This window comes from Rhizobium sp. Pop5, assembly GCF_024721175.1.
Lineage (GTDB): Bacteria > Pseudomonadota > Alphaproteobacteria > Rhizobiales > Rhizobiaceae > Rhizobium.
In genome coordinates, this window is record NZ_CP099399.1 from 3,834,901 (window position 1) to 3,858,304 (window position 23,404).

20 protein-coding genes are annotated in these 23,404 nt (G+C 61.7%); 5 read left to right on the forward strand and 15 right to left on the reverse strand.

What is annotated here, in order from left to right; genetic code table 11:
* Positions 1–18 precede the first annotated feature (18 nt).
* The 9 genes from NE852_RS21035 to epmA form a co-directional block, all read right to left on the reverse strand.
* Entirely contained in the window at positions 19–3,330 is a 3,312-nt protein-coding gene (locus tag NE852_RS21035; protein WP_008528291.1) for an alpha/beta fold hydrolase, read from the reverse strand.
* An 88-nt stretch (positions 3,331–3,418) separates the two neighbouring features.
* Positions 3,419–4,597 (reverse strand): glycosyltransferase family 4 protein, encoded by a 1,179-nt coding sequence (locus NE852_RS21040; RefSeq protein ID WP_008528293.1) that lies wholly within the window; start codon positions 4,595–4,597, stop codon positions 3,419–3,421.
* A gap of 48 nt (positions 4,598–4,645) precedes the next feature.
* Positions 4,646–7,126, reverse strand: coding sequence for a glycoside hydrolase family 2 protein (locus tag NE852_RS21045; protein ID WP_258156049.1), 2,481 nt, complete (start codon positions 7,124–7,126; stop codon positions 4,646–4,648).
* 16 nt (positions 7,127–7,142) lie between these two features.
* The gene (locus NE852_RS21050; protein ID WP_008528307.1) at positions 7,143–8,120 is read right to left on the reverse strand and encodes a DUF1839 family protein; all 978 of its coding nucleotides are present in this window, start codon (positions 8,118–8,120) and stop codon (positions 7,143–7,145) included.
* Positions 8,111–9,019, reverse strand: coding sequence for an amino acid--[acyl-carrier-protein] ligase (locus NE852_RS21055; RefSeq protein WP_008528309.1), 909 nt, complete (start codon positions 9,017–9,019; stop codon positions 8,111–8,113). The genes NE852_RS21050 and NE852_RS21055 overlap by 10 nt, the downstream gene beginning before the upstream one ends.
* A 5-nt stretch (positions 9,020–9,024) precedes the next feature.
* Positions 9,025–10,206 carry an acyl-CoA dehydrogenase family protein gene (locus NE852_RS21060; protein ID WP_008528312.1) on the reverse strand — a complete coding sequence of 394 codons (1,182 nt, stop codon included), beginning with the start codon at positions 10,204–10,206 and terminating at the stop codon, positions 9,025–9,027.
* Positions 10,206–10,457 (reverse strand): acyl carrier protein, encoded by a 252-nt coding sequence (locus NE852_RS21065; protein WP_008528313.1) that lies wholly within the window; start codon positions 10,455–10,457, stop codon positions 10,206–10,208. Before NE852_RS21065 ends, NE852_RS21060 begins: the two co-directional genes overlap by 1 nt.
* A 263-nt stretch (positions 10,458–10,720) precedes the next feature.
* Positions 10,721–11,773 (reverse strand): lysine-2,3-aminomutase-like protein, encoded by a 1,053-nt coding sequence (locus tag NE852_RS21070; RefSeq protein ID WP_008528315.1) that lies wholly within the window; start codon positions 11,771–11,773, stop codon positions 10,721–10,723.
* Positions 11,770–12,831, reverse strand: a complete 1,062-nt coding sequence (epmA, locus tag NE852_RS21075; RefSeq protein WP_258156051.1) for an EF-P lysine aminoacylase EpmA — start codon at positions 12,829–12,831, stop codon at positions 11,770–11,772. Before epmA ends, NE852_RS21070 begins: the two co-directional genes overlap by 4 nt.
* A 148-nt stretch (positions 12,832–12,979) precedes the next feature.
* Between epmA and efp the strand changes: the two genes are divergently transcribed.
* The gene (gene efp, locus NE852_RS21080) at positions 12,980–13,549 is read left to right on the forward strand and encodes an elongation factor P (protein ID WP_008528334.1); all 570 of its coding nucleotides are present in this window, start codon (positions 12,980–12,982) and stop codon (positions 13,547–13,549) included.
* Between the two features lie 161 nt (positions 13,550–13,710).
* Here efp and NE852_RS21085 read toward each other — a convergent pair whose 3' ends face one another.
* The gene (locus tag NE852_RS21085; protein WP_258156053.1) at positions 13,711–14,379 is read right to left on the reverse strand and encodes a GntR family transcriptional regulator; all 669 of its coding nucleotides are present in this window, start codon (positions 14,377–14,379) and stop codon (positions 13,711–13,713) included.
* 148 nt (positions 14,380–14,527) lie between these two features.
* Here NE852_RS21085 and NE852_RS21090 point away from each other — a divergent pair, with 148 nt between their 5' ends.
* From NE852_RS21090 to NE852_RS21105, 4 genes are all read left to right on the forward strand, one after another.
* The gene (locus NE852_RS21090) at positions 14,528–15,454 is read left to right on the forward strand and encodes an ABC transporter substrate-binding protein (RefSeq protein ID WP_008528346.1); all 927 of its coding nucleotides are present in this window, start codon (positions 14,528–14,530) and stop codon (positions 15,452–15,454) included.
* Positions 15,455–15,463: 9 nt separating this feature from the next.
* Positions 15,464–16,207 carry an amino acid ABC transporter permease gene (locus NE852_RS21095; RefSeq protein ID WP_008528349.1) on the forward strand — a complete coding sequence of 248 codons (744 nt, stop codon included), beginning with the start codon at positions 15,464–15,466 and terminating at the stop codon, positions 16,205–16,207.
* Positions 16,208–16,210: 3 nt separating this feature from the next.
* A complete protein-coding gene (locus NE852_RS21100) occupies positions 16,211–17,011 on the forward strand; it encodes an amino acid ABC transporter ATP-binding protein (protein ID WP_008528351.1) in 801 nt (266 codons plus the stop codon).
* 115 nt (positions 17,012–17,126) lie between these two features.
* A complete protein-coding gene (locus NE852_RS21105) occupies positions 17,127–18,323 on the forward strand; it encodes an FAD-binding oxidoreductase (protein WP_008528353.1) in 1,197 nt (398 codons plus the stop codon).
* A gap of 57 nt (positions 18,324–18,380) precedes the next feature.
* Here NE852_RS21105 and NE852_RS21110 read toward each other — a convergent pair whose 3' ends face one another.
* From NE852_RS21110 to NE852_RS21130, 5 genes are all read right to left on the reverse strand, one after another.
* Positions 18,381–19,109 carry an SIS domain-containing protein gene (locus NE852_RS21110; protein WP_008528355.1) on the reverse strand — a complete coding sequence of 243 codons (729 nt, stop codon included), beginning with the start codon at positions 19,107–19,109 and terminating at the stop codon, positions 18,381–18,383.
* Positions 19,110–19,126: 17 nt separating this feature from the next.
* Entirely contained in the window at positions 19,127–20,278 is a 1,152-nt protein-coding gene (gene nagA / locus NE852_RS21115; RefSeq protein ID WP_258156054.1) for an N-acetylglucosamine-6-phosphate deacetylase, read from the reverse strand.
* Positions 20,278–21,309 (reverse strand): SIS domain-containing protein, encoded by a 1,032-nt coding sequence (locus tag NE852_RS21120; RefSeq protein ID WP_258156055.1) that lies wholly within the window; start codon positions 21,307–21,309, stop codon positions 20,278–20,280. Before NE852_RS21120 ends, nagA begins: the two co-directional genes overlap by 1 nt.
* A complete protein-coding gene (locus NE852_RS21125; RefSeq protein ID WP_037171886.1) occupies positions 21,306–22,079 on the reverse strand; it encodes a GntR family transcriptional regulator in 774 nt (257 codons plus the stop codon). Before NE852_RS21125 ends, NE852_RS21120 begins: the two co-directional genes overlap by 4 nt.
* Before the next feature lie 227 nt (positions 22,080–22,306).
* On the reverse strand, positions 22,307–23,329 hold the full coding sequence (locus tag NE852_RS21130) for an aldose epimerase family protein (RefSeq protein WP_037171888.1): 1,023 nt from the start codon (positions 23,327–23,329) through the stop codon (positions 22,307–22,309).
* Positions 23,330–23,404: the final 75 nt, after the last annotated feature.

Genomic DNA, 23,404 nt, shown 5'->3' on the forward strand with positions numbered 1-23,404 from the left:
CCCGCCTGAAAAAGCTGCTCACGCTCTCGCGAGACGGATGATCTCGTCGAGCACGAATTTGCGCGATTGCGGCGGCGTCAGATTGTGGTCGGCATCCGGCAGCATCAGGAGGCGCACGTTCGGATAGCGGGAAAGCTTGGCGCCGCGCGGGCCGAAGTGGAAGTAGACATGATCGAGACCGACGTCGCCCTCGCTGTAGATCAGCGTCAGCGGCACCTTGCGTTTGCCGAACAGCGCGAAGGAATGCCGGACCTCGCGGGCGATTTGACGGCGGTCCGGAAGCAGCTCGAGCAACGGCGCGATGAAGGGCGATAGTCGCCGGCCGCCGGCGATGACGATATTCTGCAGCGCCGACACCACATCCACCTGGCCGCTGATGAGCCTTTTCAGCGTATCGAGCCGCGCCAGGCGCTGCCCGTAATCGTCGAGGCTGCGGGGCACCGCGACGACATGCTCCTTGCGCACCGGTATCTTCGGATCCCAGTAGTAGACGAAGGGATTGATCGAGACGACGGCCTTCAGCCGCTCGTCGGCGACGCCGGCGCGGAAGGCGAGATAACCGCCGCTGCATCGGCCGGCCACCATGACGGGACCCGCGACGACGCTTTCGAGCAGATCGAGCGCGGCGACCGCATCCGCGGTCTGCGTGCTGGAATAAAGCACCTGTTCCGGCGCATCCGGCCGCGGCGGACTGTCCCCGACATTGGCTGAATCGAAGCGCAGAGAAACGACGCCCCGGCGCGCAAGCTCGCGCGCCATATCAACCGTCGTCCGTCCCCACCCGGCATGGCGGTCGTAGGCCGTCGACAGGAAGAGCACGGCATTGCCCTTGACTTCCCCGAGCGGCCGGCTGACGACGCCGACCAAGTGGTCATGGCTTCCGAAGCGAACCGGCGTTTCCGCAAAACCATCGCCTGAAAGCGGCGAGCTCTCGATCGTCGCCGGCGAATGAGCGGCGGAAGTCTCCGTCGTCGCCGTCTCCAGCCATTTCGTCAAGAATTCCACGACGGCCATCGGCGTCTTGGCAAAGAGCGGATTGGTAACGAGTTCGTCGTAACCTTCGAAGGCCTTCTGCTCGACCTCGGCGCCGAGCGCCTTCAGCGCATCGGAAAAGCCGGTTTCCTCGGCCCTGACAGGACGTTCGAGAATGAGGTAGCGGGACGCTGCAAGCCCCTGCGGCGAGGCGATGTTGAGCTTGCCGAGTTCGGCGGCGATCTCGTCGGGCATGACGAGGCCGGCGATCTGCACCTTTGCGGTCTGCACATGCTCCTTGCCGAGGCCGAGATCGGCATCGATGATCTTGGACCACATGTTGAGTTCACGCAGATAGGCCCGGCCGCTCAGCACCGGCGCCAGCATGACGAGGTTGTCGATGCCATCGATCGAGGAGCCGATGCGCTGGGCAAGGGTCGCGCCGAGGCCCTGGGCGACGAGGATGATACGGTCGCAGCCGGAGAGAGACTTCAGCTCGGCGGCAGCCGCACGGATCGAATTTTCCCAGGTTTCAAGCCTTGCCGGCAGCGCACCGAAATCGAGCGCATCGCCAGTGCCGCGATAGTCGAAGCGCAGGGTCGGCACGCCGATATCCGAGAAATGCTCGGCCGCGACGCGGAAAAACTTGCGGCTGCACATTTCTTCAAAACCCCAGGGGCTGACGAAAAGCACGGCGGCCGAACGCTTTTTCACCTGCGGCTTTTCAGGCATGAACAGCCCTATCGTGCCGTCGAAGACGACGGGCAGCGCAGCACGCCGGCCCGCACCTTCGGCCGGTTCCAGCGAGAGCTCGCCTGGCGCGACCTTGGCGCGATCGGGATCTCCGGGACGCCGTGGCGCGATGAAGCCGATAACATGATTGGCCGGTCGCTGCAGCGCCGACGGCATCTTTTCGACCATCGAGCGCATGACCTCGACATCCTCGGCGGGGACTGCGCGCAGCACCCGGAGTGCGGCGAAATGGGCGAATGTGCCGGCGATGATCGCCGAAACGAGACCGATCGGCCCATGGACGAATTCCAGAGAGGAAATCGCCGCGCAGGCGCACAGCACGGAAGCGAGCGTCACCTTCGTCAGACTTGCGTAGAGACCTGAGAGCTGGGATCCGAATCCTGTCTGTCTGATCATCATCACCGACATTGCAACGAACACGAGAATGCGCACGAGTGCGGCTCCCTCGGCTGCAAGCCTAGGTACGATCAGTAAACAACCCACTACCATGAGGAGGCCACCTATCACACTGATGTTCAGGCGGGAGCGAGCCTTGTCCATCGACAGGAGATAGAGGCTGAGGATCTGCATGAAAGTGTAGGCGGGCGCGACCAACGCAAGCAATGCGACCACCGTGCCGCTGCGGCGGAAGGCTTCACCGAACACCACGTACACCAGTTCGCTGGAGATCGCGGCTAGACCGAGGCTCATCGGCAGCACGATATAGGCCATGCTGCGGGTGACGGCGGCGAAGACCTCGACCGGCAACGTCGCATCATCGCTGCTGTGCCGGCGCTCGGAATAATAGGGCAACAGGCTGCCGGTCATCTGGATAGGCAGTTGAAGGGCGATATTGGCGATCGACAGGCCGACGGCATAGTAGCCGACCATTTCCACCGACCAGAACTGTTGCAGGAAGAGCAACTCGAGGCGGTTGAGAAAGATCGAATCGATGATGAACTGGATAGACAGGATGACGGAGGAGGAGGCGAGATATTTCAGCGAGACCCCGCACCAGTCGCGCCGGGCAAGAAGGATCGGCAGCGTGGCGACGAACAGCACGAGTTGCCCCAGCGCATAACCGACGAGAACGCCTTCGACGCCATAAAGGAGGGCGCCGCCGGCGACGCCGGCAAGCTGTATGACCGAGACGGCGAGCGTCAGCTTGAAGAAGGCGCCGAGCTTCTTTTCGCCGATCAGGTAGAATTTGACGAAGGATCCGATCGCCTGGATGAAAAACAGAACGCCCGTGACCAGGGCGACGGAGGGCGCGGTTTCCGCCCAGTGCATCTCTTCCGAGCTCAGGAAAAACAGCGCGTAGAGCGCCAGCAGCACGACGGTCGAAAACATCATGAAGCTGACGAGGATCGCGGCAAAACCGCGCCGGCGGCGCGCGTCGTAGCCTTCCGCAGCAAGCTGCGGCAGGGTCTTCAATAGCGTGATGCTGGAGCCGAGTTCGGCAATCGACGCGCCCGTGACCACCAGCCACAGCGAAAAGGCGACGATGCCGTTGGCTTCCGGCCCGAGGAGACGCGCAGTTACAATCGACGAGACGAAACCCGTCAGCAAGAGCAGCATTCCCGCTGCCGCGTTCATCACCGAATTTGCGATAATACCCTTCGACATCTGTCCATCCGCCAGGATCGGCTTACAGCCGGCTACCCGCCATCTCTAATGTGAAAATGTTAAAATAAAGCGGAGTGGCGACCTCATCTTAGCTCGCCTGCATCGCCGCCAACGTCTGAAACGCCTTTTCGTAATTGTGCTCGGCGAGGTAGCGCAGCAGGAACTCCCGCGCCCTCCCGGCCTTCTCTCGCGCACGCTCGGGTGCACGGAAGATATCGCTGAGGTGCGCGGCGGCGACCTCTGGAGACGGGTTCGCCCAGACCGCACCCGGCAGCCCGGCAAATTCGGGATGGGTATCGACGACGGGAATGAGAGGAGAAGCAACGAGCCAGCTATTCTCGGGGTCGCAGAAATCCACTGTGCCCGACCAGCCCGTGGAAATGACGGGTGTGCGCTGCATGATCGCCTCGGCAACCGTCAGTCCGAAACCTTCCGAGCGATGCAGCGAAAGATAGGCATCGGAAGAGCGGATGAGGCCGTTGACCTCGGCACTCGACAGATAGTCGGTGACGATCCTGATCCGGCTATCGCCCGCGACCGAAGCGACCAGTTTGCGCAGGCCTCCATCCTTGCTCACATTGCCGTTGGCTTTCATCAACAGGAAGGCGCTCGGACATTCGGCGCTGAATATTCTGAAGGCCTCGATGACGGCCTGTGGATTCTTCCGGTTGATCGAGGAGCCGGCGCTGAAGATGAAGCTGACGAGAAAGGCGTCCTTCTCGATGCCGAACTTCTTGCGCATGCCTTCGCTCGCCGGCTTTTCGGTGACAGGATGCGGAACCACGATGACAGGCGCGTTGGTCAGCGGCGCAATCGCCCGCCGGGTGAATTCCGACGGAACGAGGATCGCATTCATGTAACGCAACCCATTGCGCCATTCCGCCGGGACGAGTTCCAGTTCCCAGGCGAAATAGCCGATGTTGAAGGCGCGGGTGAAATTCGCGACACCCTTTTTCGAAATGGCGCGCGGCAGCATCGGCGGATTGAGATGCCAGATCCGGCTCCCCGCCGGCTTGGTGGAAAGACGCGGCGGCGCCCAGCCGGCAACGGATTTCTCATCCGGATGCGTGCTGACGTCGGAGAGCGAAATCGCCCGCCCCGCCTCGGAGAGCGCGTCGGCGCAGAGCCTGGCCGATTCGCCGACGCCGGCGGCCATCGAGAGATAACCGACGATCTCCACCGGCTTGCGCGGATTGAAGGCAATTCGCGACCGCGGAATCAGCCGCTGCAGGACATGGGCACGCAAAAAGCGGTATGTCGTTCTCAAATCACGATCTTTCTCAATGGATCGGTAGTATTCCTGGCGCGCCAGACGTCAGCCCTGGAGCGCGACGCGACGCGAACTGCCTAGACTTCTAATTTCGCCCGTAGGCAGAACATCGCTTTGCGTGCCGGACCGCGCCGAGAGCTTCACGCGCCGCAATGCGCCGGGGGCAAGATGGAACCAGTCGTCGTCGGCCCGGTAACCTTCAACGTCGAGATGCACCGATTGCGCCAGGCGGTCAGTCCTGAGATCGACGACCCAATCGTCGCCGTCCTTGCCGAGCGATGCTTCGATGCTTGCGTCATGGAGCGCTTTGCCTCGCCCGCAGGGAAAGTGGAAACTTTCGGCGAGAACGGCGCCGTCGGTGAGCGAGCGCAAGCGCGCAACACTTGCATCATGCGACGGCGGGCCGAAACGGAAGGCATAGGTCGTATCGAAGAAGGCGCCGAACAGCGCGGTGGAGGCGAAACGCTCCGCGCTCCTTGCCTCCAGCTTGAAGGCCGTGCTGCCACTGACGACCTGCTGCTTTCCGTCACGCAGGCAGGCTACTTCGAGTTCGACGTCGAGCGCGGTATCCGTCTCGTTGACGACATGCACGTCGAGGCCGTTGGTTCCCTCGTCGGTGAGGACCATCTGCACCGGCCGGAATGCACGGCGCATCGCATACCAGACGGGCTTCGGCTCGCCGGTGGAATCGATCACACCCCAGCCTGGACCGGGCAGCAGGTCCTGCAGCGTCCAGACGAGGGCGCCGTTACAGGCGGAACCCTTGCGCCGCCATTCCGCAAAAGTTTCCTCGATCACCTCGCCGGTGACGGCGCGTGAAAGATCGAGATAGCGGTCTGGATCTTCGCGGCGCAACCGGGCCGGATCGAAACCGTAGAGAAGCTCCAGGTAGAAATCGCGAACGTCCTCGAAATCCCAGGACGCGCCGCGGTCGCGAGGCACGCGCACCTTCCAGAGCGGACTGTGGACGGCGGGCACGTCGAGATGGCGGTGCAGCGTCCTTTGCTGCGGCACATGCGCGAAGGCGAGGCTTTCGGAGGCGAAACGCACATCGGCGCGGCGCGCATCGGCAATCGGTCGCATATAGGCGCCCACCCCGTAGTAATGGGCAACGCCTGCATTCGGCGAAAAGGGGATCGTCCCGCCATAGGGCGAGTTTGGGACGTAAGGCACGTCGGGACGCATGCGCGCTGCGATGGCCGGGATGATTTCGTCGGTGACCGGTCCGCTCCAGAATTCCGTGGGCAGGCCGAGCATTGCCGCCTGCTGATGGATCTCGCTGCCGCCGCAGAGCACGGCAAGAGAAGGGGATCCCTGGACGCCGTGCAGAAATTCCTCGACCTCGGCATGAACGTGGCCGAGAAAAGCCTTGTCGCTGCGCGGATAGTCGAAATTGGCGAACATGAAATCCTGCCACACCATCAGCCCGAGTTCGTCGCAGAGCGCGAAGAAATCCGGAGTCTCATAGGCCATGGTGCCGCCGATACGGATCATGTTCATGCCGGCCTGGGCGGCAAGCAGCAGGAACGGCTCGTAATCCGCACGCGCGCCGGGAAGCCGCGCGATATCGGCCGTCGTCCACACCGCCCCACGGCAGAAAATGCGCTCACCGTTGATGAGCAGCGCGAAATCATCGCCATCGGCGCCGCGCTCCACTTCGATGCGCCGAAAGCCGGTCCTGCCGAGCGGATATTCCACCCCGTCGGAAACCAGCGTCAGATCGTAAAGACGAGGAGCCCCATGCGTATGCGGCCACCAGGGTTCGATGTCGGAAAGCTTGAGGATAGCCGAGTAATGGCCGTCGCCAATCTTCTCGAAGGGCTGTTCCATGCCGCCGCAGCGCAGCAGCATTGCCGGGTCGGCGGCATTGTTGTGCAGGGAGACGCTGAGACGGCCGACCCCGCTCTCCTCCAGCACGGAGCGAACGGAGACATTGTCGATCGAGACGAGATCGCGCCGCACCAGCGAAATCGGCCGCCATGGCCCGACGGCATGGATCTCGGGGCACCAGCCCGGCATATGGCCGAGCAGCGTTGCGCGGAAATTCTTCAGGCCCGCCGGCGTGATCATCTGCGGCCGCCAGCGCGCCCGCGGACCAGGTTCCGACAGGCGGGGACCGAGCGCCCGGAAGCAGAGCGCCAGTTCGTCGCCGCCTGAAAGCGTGACCGGGATTTCATGCGCCGTGAACATGCTTTCGGAAAAGAGGATTTCATGGCCGTTGAGGAAGACATGGCAAATCGTGGCCAGCCCTCCGAAACGCAGGATCGCGTCGCCGGGTTCCGCATCGAAAAGCCGGCAGAGATACCAGGCGTCCTTTGTATTCAGCGGTTCGGGATTTTCCCGGTCGAAGAGCCCGGCCTTTTCGAGCGCGGCGGCCACGGTACCGGGAACGGGCGCGGGTATGAACTGCGCGGAAAGGTGAATGTCGTGCGGCACGGCGCAAGCACCCGGCTCCGTCAGGATCAAGTTCCAACCTTCGGAAAGCACGCTTTCCCAGGCTCCGATGCTTGCCAAACGCCCCCGCATGGTCAGATCTCCGGCCTCAGATTCGCTCCGCAAGCGATGCCATCATGGAATCCCATGCATCGGCGGCCGGATCAAGTGCCGCCTGCAACGGCTCGAACTTCCTGCGGGCAACTGCGCGGGCAAGCTGGAACTGCACGGACTTTGCCGCATCGGAAATGCGCCGGGCATGCTCGGCGGCCGCCGCGAAGTCTGGCGAGAGCCAGACCAGGTGATCGGCCGCCAGCTCGAAATTGGCGCCGACCTGCCGAAGCGTGTTGAAGGCATATTTGTGGAAGAAACCGAACGGCCGATCGGCCACGGCTTCCACCTGCCGCGGAAAGACGCCGGCAAAGGCACGGATCGGGTTTTCGCGGGGACGCCTGGTGAAGTGAAAACCCGCAAGCCGCCGTGCGGTTGCACGCAGATGCGCTTCGGCGGCGGGTTTTTCCGGAAATCGTGCGAATTCCGCATAGGGCAGGAACGGCGGGTCGTTCTCCGTCAGCTGCTGCTGGAACAGCCCGTCGAAATCCTCCCCTTCGAGGTGGAAATAGCCGGCATTGTGAAAATATTCGACGCGCTTTGCCACAACGTCAAGCCGGTTGATCGCAACCGTCGTCTTGCCGTGCTCCTGCCGATAGGCGGTGCCACGCGTATCCGGCATGTAGAAGGAATCCATCTCGACCAGGCAGAGACGCCCGCGCGCAATCTGCACTTCGACATGCCGTTCGACGCGGTCATAGATCGCAAGTTCGGTCGCGCGGATGCCGTAGAGCGCTTCGAGATCTTCGAGCGGTACCTTGAAGAAGGTGAATTGATCACCCTCAAAATCCTGCGCCAGGGTAAAACCCAGCATCGCCTCGGGTGCGACGCCCCATGTGTTCAACACCTCGATCCAAAGATCGACATAACAGTTGGTCTCAGGCCAAGCGCGCTCGCCGGCATGCAGCGCGTGCTGCCGGTAAGTTTCCGGGCTGATCGCCGGGAAGACCGACGCCATCGAGCTCATCAGCCCCATAGCGTTTTCCGGACGCTGGCCGGCCATTGCTTTACGTCGAGGCCGTGATGATGGAAGAGGGCGAGCGCGATGCGCTCCAGGCCGAAGCCGACGCAGGCGGTGTGCGCGACGCTGCCGTCTTCGAGATTGAGACCCCACTTCAGGCCGAAAGAATCCTGATGGTAATTGAAGCTCATGCAGGCCGTCGGATTGGCGGTCGACGTGATCGGGATCAGCAATTCGAACTTCAGGTTCTGGTCACGCTGATTGTTGACCATCATCTTCCCCGCACGGCCGAAGAACGGGTCGTTGGCAACATCGATGGTCACATCGAGGCCGACCTGCTTCATCATCTCGACGCCGCGGTCCATCCATTTCTGGCGAAAATCGGTGACGTGCTGCTCCGTTCCCATGCAGACGTATTCGCGCATGCGAAATAGCTGCTGACGGGCAGGGTCCTTCGAAGGCTCATGGCGGAAGCAATAGGACTGCAGATCGAAGAGGCCGCCCGTTTTCGGCAGGTTGCCGCGCTTGGCGACCGTCGGATAGAGCGGATAGCAGGCAGCCGGCGTCAGCACGATGTCGGTGGCCTTCTGGTCCTTGGTCCAGTCGTCGCCGACTTCCATGCATTGCAACAGGCTCATATGGTCGAGATCGCTGCCGCAGAAACTGTGCACCGTGCCGGCAAGCTGCGGGAAGCTCTTCATGTAGCCGCTCTTTTCGAAGAGTGCGCGGTTCATGCCGGGCGGGAAACGCATCGCCTCGGCGCCGTCGGCGCCGCCGAATGTATCGATCAGGCGTTCGAAGGCGGTGATGACATCTTCAAACTGGCCGCTGCGGCCATAGAGACCATCAACGCCGGTATCGATCAGCAGGCCGGACTCGAAGAGCCGGTCCAGAAACGAGGTCTGCATATCCATGACTGTCACCCCAGTAGGCTAGTGTCCTGCTTGTGGACGAGAAGCATGCTCGACGTGTTGCCGAGGATGCGGTCATTCGAGATCATGAGCTGTGCGGAATGGGCGTCGCGCAGATGGCGTCCGAGGCTGAAGGGCGTGCCGTTCTTGTAGCCCATGATGCCGCAGATCAGCATCGCGTGATTGACGATCTCCAGGATCGTCTCGGAAGAGGCGATCTTGACGTTGTTCATCGCCACCGCAAAGCCCATAGAGGACAATCTGTCCTGATCTGATTTGGCGTGCTCATAGGCCTTGAGGCCAGCAACGACATTGGATTTCACCATCTGCAGCAGGTTCGAGACCTCGGCGAGGCGCAACGCGCCAGGCGGCTGGGCATCCGGCGCCTTGCGGGCAGCGGCGCGCACGAAGGCCTGGGCGCGTGCAACGGCGTCGACCGCGATACCGTACCAGACGCCGCTCCAGAGCAGATGCGAGGAAGCGAGCATGGATTGCGCGGCGATCTCAGCGAACGGTTTCGGCAGGATCTGCTGCGCCGGCGCTTCGCCCTTGAAGAGGAAGCCGTCGGAACAGGTCCCGCGCATACCGAGCGTGTTCCAGGCATGCGTCTTCTCGAGCGTGTACTGGTCCTTGAGGAAGGCCGTCAGCACCTGATCGGACGAGGCTGCCTGCGTGTGGCTGCGCGAAGTGATGAGGATGGCGTCGGCATGCGAGCCGTAGGAAATGACGGTCGCATCTTTTTCGAGGCGGCAGCTATCGCCGACGACCTCGATCGCACAAATGCTGTTGCGCAGGTTGCCACCGATGCCGCCTTCGGTGGTGGCAGAGGCGATCAACAGCTGGTCGGCGGCAATGGCATGCATGAAGCTGCAGTGCCATTCGCTGTCGGCGCCGTGTTCGACGAGGCTCGACAGCTTGATATGGTGCATGGCGAAGACCATGGCGCTGGCCGCACAGGCCTGGCCGAGCATCGAGCACAGTTCGGCGATTTCGGTGATCGAGGCCGATTCACCGCCGAGATGGCGCGGCACCTGGATGCCGAGCAGCCTTTCGGCCTTCATCGCATCCACGGCTTCCCTGGGAAAGCGGCCTTCGATATCGACGGCATCGGCGTGTTTAGCCGCGACTTCGGCAACGCGGGCGACCCTTGCGACAAGACCGTCCTCTATGATCTTGACGGGGAAGTTCATCAGGCGACCTTCCGGCTGTCCTGGATGATATCGACCGTCTTGGCGATGGCCGAGATGCTCGCGAAGGACTTGCGATTCAGCAGATTGTCGGGGAATTCGATGTCGAAGGCCTCTTCGATGCCGAGCATCAGCTGCACCGAGGCAAAGGACGTCAGACCCGCCGCATAAAGATCGGCGTCGTCGGCGACCTGGTCGATTGCTACAGGAAGCTTGCCGAATTTGGCTACGAGGTCGCGGATTGTCGTATTCATCCCATCACTCCAAGATACTCATGATCCCGAACCGGCGTTCATCGCCTTGTCATGAGCGTTCTTTTAGTGCGGAAAACAGAACATTCCGCTAATTTATTGGGTTAAAGATGATTGTTCCTCATAGTTAGGATTTTAGCGATCCTTCCGGCGAAGGAACGAATATTCATTTTACATCAATGAGCTAAGATCAATTCAGTGGAAATGCCCGACGCGGCTTGCGACATGGCGAGTACAGAAATGATACGCAAAAGTGCCACTTCGGGTCATTCAGCCGGCGGATAGGAATGCTCGCCGCCGCGGTAATCCGAGACGGAATAACAGCCGTCGCCCGTCGTCCGAACAGTGCTTCCGCTGACGACGGCCTTGCCGTGACCGCCCGGGATGTCGAGAATATAAGTCGGCTGGCAGAGGCCGGAAATCCGCCCGCGCAGCGCCGCGACGATCCTCTGCCCCTCCTCGATCGTCAATCTGAAATGACTGGTGCCGGGCGCGAGATCGGGATGATGGAGGTAATATGGTTTGACGCGGATCTCGACAAAAGCTTTCATCAGCTCGGCAAGAACATCGGGATCGTCGTTGACGCCCTTGAGCAGCACCGACTGGCTGACCATGGCAATGCCGGCATCGATGAGGCGAGCACAGGCCGCCCGCGCTTCCGCCGTCAGTTCCCTGGCATGGTTGGCGTGTAGGGCGACATAGACAGTCTTGCCGCTCGCCTTCAGTGCCGCGATCAGCGCGTCATCGATCTTCTCGGGGTCGACGACGGGAACGCGCGTATGGAAACGCACGATCTTCACATGCGCAATCCCTGCGAGCGCTTCCATGATCTCGCGGAGCCGGCGCGGCGAAAGCACCAGCGGATCGCCGCCGGTCAGAATGACCTCCCAGATCTCCCGGTGGCTTCCGATATAATCGAAAGCTGCCTCCATCGCCGCCGCATCGAGCGTGCCGAGGCCCTGCGGCCCGACCATTTCGCGCCGGAAGCAGAAGCGGCAATAGACCGGGCAGACATGCACGGCTTTGAGCAGCACGCGGTCGGGATAACGGTGCACGATGCCCTCGACAGGGCTATGCGCATGATCGCCAATCGGATCGGCACGCTCTTCGGGCGCGACGATGAGTTCGGCGGCGTCGGGCACGAATTGCCGTGCAATCGGGTCGCTGGGATCGGCCCGATCGATCAGCCTGGTAACGGCAGGCGTCAACGCAATCGCGTAACGCGCCGCCACCCCTTCGAGCCCCGCGCGGTCGGCAGGCGCGGCAAGCCCCGCCTTCACGAGATCGTCGACGCTCTTGAGCGGTTTGACGACATTCATCTTCCGTACTCCGCAACCGGCGCCCACAGCACCTGGTCGATCCGCGATGCCCCTGTCGCCAACATCACAAGCCGGTCGAAGCCGAGCGCGATGCCACTTGCCTCGGGCATCAGCGACAGCGCGGCGAGGAAATCCTCGTCGATCGGATAGGTTTCGCCATAGACACGCGCCTTCTCGGCCATCTCGATCTCGAAGCGGCGGCGCTGTTCAACGGCGTTGGTGAGCTCGCCGAAACCATTGGCAAGCTCGACGCCGCAGGCATAAAGCTCGAAACGCTCGGCAACCCTGGGGTCGCGCGCCGACGGACGCGCAAGGGCCGCCTCCGAAACCGGATATTCGTCGAGAATGGTGATGCGGCCGAAGCCGAGATGCGGCTCGACCTTTTCGACCAGCACCCGGCTGAAGAGATCGGCCCAGCCATCGTCCTCGGCGACCCGCATTCCGACGCGCCGGAGTTCGGCCGCCAGCTGCTCGCGCTCGGTCGAACCGTCGGCGGCGACCGAAGCGAGAAGATCGATGCCGGCATGCCGCTCGAAGGCTTCGGCAACACTGATCCGCTCCGGCCCGGCAAAAGGATCACTTTCAGCGCCGCGATAGGTGAGCTTCGGCGTTTTCACCGTTTCGGCCGCCAGCGCCAGAATGCGCACGCAATCCATCATCAGGCTCTCATAGCTTTCGCCGGCCCGATACCATTCGAGCATGGTGAACTCGGGATGATGCAGCGGCCCGCGCTCCCGGTTGCGATAGACATGGGCAAAACAGGAAATGCGTTCCTCGCCCGCCGCCAGCAGCTTCTTGCAGGCGAATTCCGGCGAGGTGTGGAGGTAGAACGGCGCCGTCTGCCCGTCCGTCGTCACCGCTTCCGTTCCGAACGCATGCAGATGCGCCTCGTTGCCGGGGGAGATCTGCAGCACCGCCGTATCGACCTCGATGAAATCCTCGCGCGCGAAAAACCCGCGCAACGCCGCCTGAATCCTATTACGCCCGATCAGGAACGGGCGGCGATCGGCATGCACGGACTGGGTCCACCAAGGGGACGCTTTGGCCGAAGAATTCATTCCAAGCTTTCTTCACCGGAGAAGCCGGTATGGGGGTGGCTATTTCCCGGATTTTAGGTTAGTTGCGCCCCCAAAGAAAAATATTTGCGTCTTCGGGGCGTCTCGACAGTCATCTACGACGCCGAAAGCCGAGTTACAAGGAAGTCTTATGGTCAAGGTCATCGCCTCTTCGGTCCGCAAGGGCAACGTTCTCGACGTGGACGGCAAGCTCTACGTCGTTCTCACTGCCCAGAACTTTCATCCGGGCAAGGGCACGCCGGTCACCCAGGTCGACATGCGTCGCATCGTCGACGGCGTGAAGGTATCCGAGCGCTGGCGCACCACCGAACAGGTCGAGCGCGCCTTCGTCGAAGACGTCAACTTCCAATACCTCTATGAAGACGGCGAAGGCTTCCACTTCATGAACCCTGCGAATTACGATCAGGTGGTCGTCAGCCAGGAAACCATGGGCGACCAGAAGGCCTACCTCCAGGAAGGCATGACCTGCATTCTGTCGATTCATGAAGGCATTCCGCTGGCACTCGAACTGCCGCGCCACGTTACCCTCGAGATCGTCGAGACCGAACCGGTCGTCAAGGGCCAGACGGCATCCTCTTCCTACAAGCCGGCCATGCTCTCCAACGGCATCCGCACCTCGGTTCCGCCGCATATCGATGCCGGCACCCGCGTCGTTATCGCGACCGAAGACAATTCCTACGTCGAGCGCGCCAAGGACTGATCCTGGTCTCGATCCATTCATGAGGCCGGCTCGCGCCGGCCTCCAACTGAAATGCAGAATCCGGGTATTGATGCCGGATCTACTTGCAGCCCGATCGCAAAACTGTCGCTTGGTCCGGATTTCTTACGGCAGTTTGCCTGCCCCCATTCCTTGATCCGAAGTCAGATAACTTTTCGGACTTCGCTCTCGAAGCTCATGACGTGAGCCATCGCGATCTTTTCAGCCTCATCTCCGTCGCCTTTACATACCGCCTCAAGCATGAGGACCTGGTCATGCAAGACGTCCTCGAGGCGCGGCACCAAGGTCGGAAACCGTTTCATGGCGACGTACAGAATTCTCAGCGACAGATTGTGGTAGTGATCCAGCGTAGCAGACAGGAAAGGGTTTTTCGCCACCCTGTAAATGAAGCGGTGAACTCGGCGATCTAGAGCAAGGATATCATCCAGCGCCATCGGACCGGTTGTTTGCTTGAGTTCATCGATCAGTTGCCGTGCTTCTTGCCGCTCGAACTCGCGCAGCCTTTCCGCAGCCAGTCGGGTTGCCCAAGACTCGATCCGTGCCCGTGCTTCGTAGACCGCCGTAAGATCATTGATATCGATCTTACTGACAAATGTGCCGCGCCGCGCGCTGACGACAACGAAACCATCATACTGCAGACGCTGAATCGCCTCCCGGACCGGCGTACGCCCGACTTCCATGCGTTTCATGATCTCGGCTTCCCGCAAAAGCGTGCCCGGCGGAAGCAATGTCGTAATGATATCGTCGCGCAGCCGAATGTATGTCCGCTCCGCCAGCGTTGACTCCACCGCTTCGTAATCCACTTCGAACATATTCAGCGCGTTCCTCTCTCTGTCCGTTACCGCATGGCTAAACGCTATTCCGCCTAGAAAAAAGGCGCTCAACGAATCTGCTTGACTTCATATCATGTCTGCATATTCTCAATATATCAGCAATATATAACCACAAAGAGGGGTTCAAATGAAACATGCTGAATTGACGAAAAAAGCGCAGGCAAATGGGTTCGTTGCCTTGGCAATCCTGAGTTTGGGGTTATTGGCGACGGCCGTGCCGTCCGCGGCCAATGCCGACGATCTGGAGCTGATGAAGCCGGGCACGCTCGTCGTTACGGTCGAGCCTTACATGCCCTATACCGCGGTCAAGGACGGAAAGCTCGTCGGCCTCGACAGCGATATCCTCACAGCCGTCGCTGATAAGCTCGGCCTCAAGATGGAAATCAACGTCACCGACTTTCCAGGCATGCTGGCTTCCGTGCAGACGCAGCGGGCTGACATAACCATTGGCGGAATTGCATGGTCCGATGCACGCCAGAAGGTCGGCCTGTTTACGGATCCTCCGTATTATTCGCCGCCGGCCATGGCGGTGAGCGGCACGACGAGCTTTCCGGATGTTGCGAGCTTGGAAGGCAAGAATCTCGGCACTGTGACGGGGTATGTCTGGGCGAAATCGATCGCACAGGTCCCTAACGCGTCACCCCATACCTTCCCGAGCGCCGAGGGTGTGTTCCAGGATATTTCTTCCGGGCGTCTGGACGTCGGCTTCCTCGATCCGCTGCTGATCACCTATCAACAACAGCAGCGCCCCGACATGAAGGTACGCATCGAATATCTGAAGCCGCCGACAAACGAACAGGTGACCGCGCACCCCGATTACAAGTATTTTCAGGCCTACATGACCGGATTCTACCTTCCCAAGCAGTCGCCGAAGCTGGCCAAGGCTGTGTCCGATCAGATCGACGCCATGTACAAGGACGGATCCCTTGCAGCGTTGATCACGAAATGGGGCGGTGATCCCAAGCAGTTCCTGGTTCCATCGCCCGAAATGGCGGCACAGCGACGCGGCGTTGACCGTCCCGCCGACTGGAACCCGCCCTCCATCGAGAAGTGAGATCGAAGCATGACGGCGTTGTCATCCTTCACCGATATTTTCCAGGTTCCCTGGAATGACTACGTCGGAAACATTGCCGTGGGTCTGCTCAGGACCCTCGGCTACACCGTGGCCAGCTTCATCGGCGCGACGATCCTTGGTCTTGCCCTTGCGCTGATGAGGCTCAACCGGCTGCGCCTGGTCCGTGTCCCTGCGGCCTTCTACACCGAACTCTTTAAAAACGTACCGCTTCTGGCGATCATTTTCCTCACCTACTTCGGCCTGCCTTCCGTAGGCATCAGGCTGGAGGTCTTCGAGGCCGGAGTGTTGAGCTTGGTGCTCTTCTACGCCGCTTATCTGTCCGAGATCTTTCGGGCAGCGATCGCCGGCGTACACCAAGGCCAGCAAGAGGCGTCTCAAGCTCTCGGGCTAGGGCGCGGCAAGACGTTCAGCCATGTCGTCCTGCCGCAGGCGGTTCGGCTGGCGCTTCCCGGCACGAACACGATGTTCGTCGACTTGATCAAATCAACCTCGCTGCTTGTGACGATCTCCGCTGCCGAGCTGATGACGCAAGCACAGTTGATAGCCTCGGAAACATTCCGGGCGCTTGAAGTGTATCTGGTGATCTCCGCGGTCTATTTCGCCATCTGCTATCCGGTGTCGCAATGCCTGCTTCTGCTGGAGCGCAAGATCCATGCCGGCGTGCCATTGTCATTGGCCAGAAGGCGACGGCTCAAATTAGCCAGAACCTATCTCGCCGAGGGGAGAGTCTGACCCATGACGACCACTCCTGCCAAAACCGCCTTGGTGTCAAATCAGCCGATTGGTCGCCCCGCCGTCCAAATTAGCGGATTGCGCAAGTCTTTCGATGGGCGCCTGGTGCTCGACCGCGTCGATCTCGAGGTTCCCGCCGGCAAAATCGTAAGTATCATTGGCCAGAGCGGCGGAGGAAAGACCACCCTCATGCGCTGCGTCAATCTGCTTGAACGTCCCGATGAGGGAACGATCACTGTCGGCGATGAGACGATCTTCGCCAACGGCCAAGTGACCTGCCGCAACCTCGCAAAGCTTCGGCAGCGTGTCGGCATGGTGTTTCAGCGTTTCAATCTGTTCCCGCACCTGACGGCTGTCGAGAACGTCGTTCTTGCTCAGATGCACGCCGCCGGGATCGGCGAGAAAGAGGCCGTGGAACGGGCCGTGAAACTCCTGACGAGAGTGGGCCTTGCCAAACGGGCGACGGCTTATCCGGAACAGATGTCGGGCGGCGAGCAGCAGCGTGTGGCGATCGCACGCGCCCTGGCGCTGGAACCAACGGTGTTGCTGTTCGACGAGCCGACATCGGCGCTCGATCCTGAATCGACCGGCGAGGTCCTCCGCGTCATGCGGGAGCTTGCCGCCGACGGCATGACGATGATCCTGGTCACCCATGAACTGCCCTTTGCGAAGGAAGTGTCGGACTGGGTCGTTTTCATCGACGGTGGAGTTATCATCGAGCAGGGAACTGCAGGAGATGTGCTTGACCGCCCAACGGAACCACGCACGGCTGCCTACGTCGCGCGCTACGCTTCGCCAGGCTAACCCCGACTAAACCGAACCGGCCGGTGGCGCGTGGCGCCGCCATGTTGGCCAGGACGCCGAGGTAGAGTCCGATCGGGCATCCAGGCCTCATTTCTCTAAGGCAAATACATATTTGATGGACAAGCTCACAACAGATATCGCCGTCATCGGCGGCGGCGTGATCGGCGTGGCAACCGCTCTGCGGCTGCGTGCCGACGGTCGCGACGTCTTACTGATCGAACCGAACAAACCCGGTTCGGGCGCATCTTACGGCAATGCCGGAACGATCGCCGATTATGCAATCATTCCCGTCGGCACGCCCGCTGTCCTTAAAAGCCTGGCCTCGCTGCTGCTCAATGCCGACAGCCCGCTATCCATCCGCAAGGCGGCATTGCCGACATTGTTTCCGTGGCTGATGCGTTTTGCTTACCAATCCCTTCCTCACAGATACAGAGACAATGCGAGCCGCATCGCCGACCTTCTGTCTGACGCGTCATCGGAATGGCTCGAACTCGCTGCGGAAATCGGTGCGTCCGATCTTTTAAGCGCAAAAGGATGCCTCTACCTCTATAAGACGCCCGAGGCCTTCAAGGCAGCGGCTTCGGATGTCGAACTTCGCCGAAACTACGGGATCGCGCAGCAGCTTCTCACCCCCGACGAGGTGCAAAACCTGGAGCCTCGGCTGCCGCGGGTCGATGGCGGGGGGCTTTTCTTTCCGAAAGCGATAAACTTCACCGATCCCGGCCAGGTGATGAGCGTGATGGAAGCCGCCGCCAGACAGGCGGGCGTCGAGTTCGTCAAAGACTCCGTGACGGCTATTTCGCGGGAGCGCAATGGAGTGAGGATGATCGCTTCAGCCCACAGCATTGATGCTCGAGCGGTTGTCATCGCTGCCGGCGCCCATTCCCGAGCCCTGGCTCTACAGCTCGGAGAGCGGATCCCCCTAGATACCGAGCGGGGTTATCATCACGAGTTCGATATGGAGACATTGCCGGTGGAACGACCGGTATGCCCGACCCATCATGGATTTTACTTTTGCCCGATGCGCGGCCGCTTGCGCGTGGCCGGTACTGTGGAACTCGGAGGCATCACCGCGCCGTCGAACCCGAGACGCCTCGAAGTGCTGTTGGCAAACGCCCGCAAGGTTTTCCCGACGCTTGGCGAACCAAGCCGGAGCTGGATGGGCCTTCGCCCTTCCATGCCCGATTCCGTTCCTGTCATCCGGCCCTCAAGAGGAGGAAGGGATGTCGTGTTTGCTTTTGGACACGGGCATATCGGTTTGACGCTGGCACCACGGACGGCTCGCATGGTCAGCTCCATTCTTGCCGGTTGATCGCATCAGGAGCGTGCCATGACATTCGGAACTGCGCTTGCGACGCCGCTTCGACCATCAGAGATGCGGGTTGCGCGGCCGGTATTTCCTGACGAGCTTCTGATTGATCTCGGCAGCCCCCGGCATGTTCGCGCTGAGATAAACAGGCGCATCGCCGGATTTCGAAAGCTCCGAAGCGACCTCGGCGAAGATCGCGTTGATGACCGTCACCCCGACCGCTGTCGAGACCGGCCCGACCCGAAGCCCCGTGCCTTCGAGATCGACGACCGCATCTCCCGGCGGCAGCCCGTTGTCGAGCACCACATCGGCCACGTCGGCGAGGCGCCGTCGGCCATTGGCGATCGCCGAGGAATAGGCGATCGACGTGATGGCGATCACCTTTGCGCCGATTTCGCGGGCATAGTCGGCGGCCTCGATCGGCGCGGCGTTCACGCCTGAATTGGAGGCGATGATGATGACGTCGCCCGGCTGCATGCCGTAACGCTCCAGCATCGGCCGCACCAGGCCCTGCGTGCGCTCATAGACCGAGCTGATCACGGCGCCCTCGTGCAGCATGGCGGAGCCGACGAGCACCGGCACGGTGAAGGCGAGCCCGCCAGCGCGGTAGTGCACCTCTTCCGCCAGCATGTGCGAATGGCCGGTGCCGAACACATAGACGCGCTTGTCGTCGCGGGCGGCATCGAGGATGACATCAGCCGCTTTTGCCATCGGCTCGGCAAGCGCCTGCTTCAGTGTTTCCAGCCGTCCGATCAGGTTGGAGAAATAGGCATCGGTAATGTCGGTCATCCCGCTTCTCCTTGCGTTCAGGCTGCCTCGCCGGCAAGCCAGGTGGCGGTGACGGTAAGCGCATCGGTCAGATGTACGAGATCGGCGCGCGCGCCCGGCGAGAGATGGCCGCGATCGGCAAGCCTCAGGAAACGCGCGGGATAAAGGGTCGCCATGCGCAAAGCCTCTGCGAGCGTCAGGTCGAGATAGGTGACGCCGTAACGGATCGTCGAGATCATGTCGACGTCGGAGCCGGCGAGCGTCCCGTCGGAAAGCACGAGCTTCGAGCAGAAGCCGCCCCGTTCACGCCGGACCGTGCGTCCGTTCAGCGTGAACGAATCCTTCTCAGAGCCGACCAGCGACATCGCATCCGTGACGAAGAACAACTTGCCTTCGCCGCGCTTTGCCCGCAGCGCCGTGCGCAAGGCCTTCGGATCGACGTGATGGCCGTCGGCTATGATGCCGCACCAGGTGGCGGGATGATCGATCGCCGCTCCGACCAGGCCGGGCGCGCGATGCCCCATCTGGCTCATGGCGTTGAAGAGATGTGTGACGCCACGCGCGCCGGCATCGAAACGTTCTTCGGCCGCCTCGCTCGAACAATCGGAATGGCCGATGCTGACAGTGACGCCGGCTTCCGCAAGCTCGCGCACTTGGGCGACCGTCACCTGCTCGGCAGCCATGGTGACAAGCAGCGTTCCGATCGCCTCGCGCGCCCGGATGAAGGCCTTGACGTCACGGTCCTCCACCGGCCGCATTAGCTCGGCCAGATGCGCGCCCTTGCGAGCAGGCGCCAGATGCGGGCCTTCGAGATGCAGGCCGGCGACGCCGCGGTTCCCTTTGACAGCCTCCTTCGCCGCTTCGATGGCGGCGGCAGATGCCTCAGCGGTATCGGTAATCAGCGTCGGCAGCAGCGACGTCGTGCCATAGGGGCGATGCCCCCCGGCGATCATGTCCATCGACGCAACGGAAGGCTCGTCGTTCAGCATCCGGCCGCCGCCGCCATTGACCTGCGCATCGATGAAGCCGGCCGACAAGACCCCGCCTGCAAGCGTTATCGTCTCGCCGTCCGGCAGGCCGTTCCTCGCGACAATCGCTTCGACACGGCCGTCGGCAACGACGAGTGCCTTGTCGTCATGGAAGCGCTCGCCGTCAAAGATGCGGGCGCCGACGAAGATCTTGCGCCCCATCAGACCGTCTCCGTCACCTTGAGCAGGTTCGCAGGCCGATCGGGGTCGAAGCCCTTGCGGCGCGTCACCGATTCGATCAGCCGGTAGTAGACAAGCAGCGACACCAGCGGATCGATTAGGCCGTTGCCCGTTGTCGGCACGCGCAGATTGATGCCCGAGAGCGGCTGTGTCGAGAAGCCGACGGTCGTGGCGCCGAGCTTCTGCAGACGCTCCAGCGCCTGGCCGTTATTGGCGAAAGCCGCATCGTCAGGCGCGAAGGCGACGATCGGAAAGCCCGGCTGCACCAGGCGCATCGGGCCATGCATCAGTTCCGCCAGCGAGAAGGCTTCCGCATGTAGGCCAGAGGTTTCCTTGGCCTTCAGCGCCGCTTCGAGCGCGATCGCAAAGGCCGGGCCGCGACCGGCCGTATAGAGCGAGGTCGCATGGAAGAGCACTTCTCCGGCCGCCGCCGTATCGATCCCGGCGGTCGCCGAAAGCGCCCCCGGTAGTTTTTCGAGCGCTGCCTGCAGGTCAGACGCGCCGCCGACCGCGGCCGTCACGCCTGAAAGGGCGGCGACGGAGGCGATGAAGGATTTCGTCGCAGCGACGCTCTTTTCCGCGCCGGCATTGAGGCCGAGAACGATGTCGGCCTGTTTTGCTAGCGGGCTGTCGGTCACGTTGACGACGGCGATGGTCGTTGCCCCGCCCTTCTTCGCCGCCTCCTGCAGCGCCACGATATCAGGGCTCGCACCCGACTGCGAAACGGTGAAATGCACGCCGCCCTTGAGGTGTAGGGCAGCGCCGTAAACGGAAGCGATCGACGGACCGACCGATGCGACCGGAACGCCGCAGGTGATCTCGAAGAGATATTTGAAGAAGGTTGCGGCGTGGTCCGAGGAGCCGCGCGCCGCCGTCGTCACCACGCTCGGGCGGGCGGACGAAAACAGCCGGGCGATCTCTGCAAAGACCGGTTTTTCCTTTTCAAGAAGCGTGGCCACCACCTCCGGCGACTGGCCTGCTTCCTGCAGCATCAGCGACTGGTTCTCACTCATAGGTCATCTCCGATTCTCAATTCGGCAACGAAATCATAGGCATCGCCGCGATAGTGCGAGCGGGTGTATTCGACGACGCGCTGGTCTTCCAGGCGCGAGACACGTTCGATCAAAAGCGCCGGCGCGCCCGATTTGACGTTCAGCATCGCGGCATAGGATGCATCGAGCGTCACCGCCGTCAGCCGCTGCAATGCGCGCACGGGCCTGTGGCCGCTGGCCGTCAGCGCATCGTAGAGCGATCCCTCGCCGCCGGCATCGTCGCCCAGGAACTTGACCGGCACCACGGCCCGCTCGATCGCCAGCGGCAAGCCGTCGGCAAGACGCAGCCGGTCGAGCCTCAGCACGGGCTCGTCACTGCCGAGGCCGAGCAGAAAGGACTCCTCCGGCGACGGAGTGTTGACCTCCCGCGACAATATCCGCGCGGCCGGTAGACGCCCGCGCGAACGCATGTCGGCAGAGAAGGAGGAAAGCCGCCAGAGCGGTTGTTCCATGCGCTCCACCTTGCTCGATACGAAAGTACCGCTTCCGTGGCGAGATTCCAGCGCGCCGGATGTCATTAAGTCGCGATAGGCGGTGCGCACGGTCACGCGACCGAGCTGCAGAGCCTCGGCAAGATCACGCTCGCCCGGCAAGGCCGTGCCGGGCTTCAACAGACCTTCCTGGATGAGGCTCGTCAGCGCCTGCGCCAGCCGCTTGTAGAGCGGTCCGGCCAGCGCCTCGCCGCGCAGGCCGCGCCTGTTCAACTCCGCTATCAGACTGGTTCTATCCATGGGCATACAATAGAACCTATTTAGAACCAATCGACAAGCCAGAATCGACAAGAGACAAGAAAAAACCTCCCGGGTCGCAACCAGGGAGGTTCATAGCGAACCAATTTGACAGCCGTGCGTCCTAGAGCAGGTCGCGCAAAAGTGTGCGGTGGTTTTGCGATCACGAGATGCGTAAAGACCTAAAGCGCGAGGAGCGAATCTGAAAGATCGCGACGCGCTTTAGAAGCTCAGCTCTTGGTGAAGATATAATCCGTCTCCTGGCGCAGCACCTCGCCGGGGCGCAGGACCGCATTCGGAAAGCCTTCATGATTGATGGCATCCGGCCAGACCTGAGTCTCCAGGCAGAAGCCGGCGAACGGGCCGTATTTGCGCCCGCCGAGACCGGGAGCTCCTGTATTGAGCTTGAAGCCGGCATAAAACTGCACGCCCGGTTCCGTGCTGCGCACTTCGAGCGATACGCCGGAATGCAGGCTGCGGGCGAGCGCGACGCTGCGCTTGGCGGCGCGTTCACGGGACAGGCAGAAATTATGGTCGTAGAACACCTGTTCGCTGCCGGCAAAACGCTTCATCGGCGCCATCTCGCGGAAATCGAATTCCGTCCCGTCGACGGGACGGATCTCGCCGGTCGGCACCTGCCTCTCGTCGGTCGGCAGATAGTGATCCGCGGCAATCATGATGTCGTGGCCAAGCGCGTCTTCGCGGCCATCGAGATTGAAATAGGCGTGCTGGCAGACATTGGCGAGCGTCGGCTGGTCGCTGGTCGATTCATAGGTGATCGACAGTTCGCCGTTGCCGTGCACCCAGAACGTCGCCTGGATGGTGCAATTGCCGGGATAGCCGGCGCGGCCGTCGGGATCGACGATTTTCATCACCAGGCGGTCGACGTCGTGTTCGACGATCGTCCAGTTGCGCTTGGCGATATTGTCGCTGCCGCCATGCAGGTGCGTGACGCCGTTTTCGTTCGGCTCGAGCTGATAATCCTTGCCGTCGAGCGTAAACCTGCCGCCGCCGACGCGGTTGGCGCAGCGGCCGGGCGTCGCGCCGAAATAGGCCGAATAAAGGGGGTAGCTGTCGAAATCCTCGAAGCCGAGCTGCAGCGGCGCATCATGTCCCTCGAGGCGCAGGTCCTGGATCACCGCGCCCCAGCTGATGATCTTGGCCGTCAGCCCACCACCCTTGATGACGGCGCGATAGACGGTCTCGCCTGCCTTCGTCTGCCCGAAAACTTCCCGCTCCAACTTATCCGACATGATCGACCGTCCATTCTTTGCGCGTTCGATAAAGACGCGCGGCGCTATAGGGTTCCGGACCGGAACCTGCCCGCA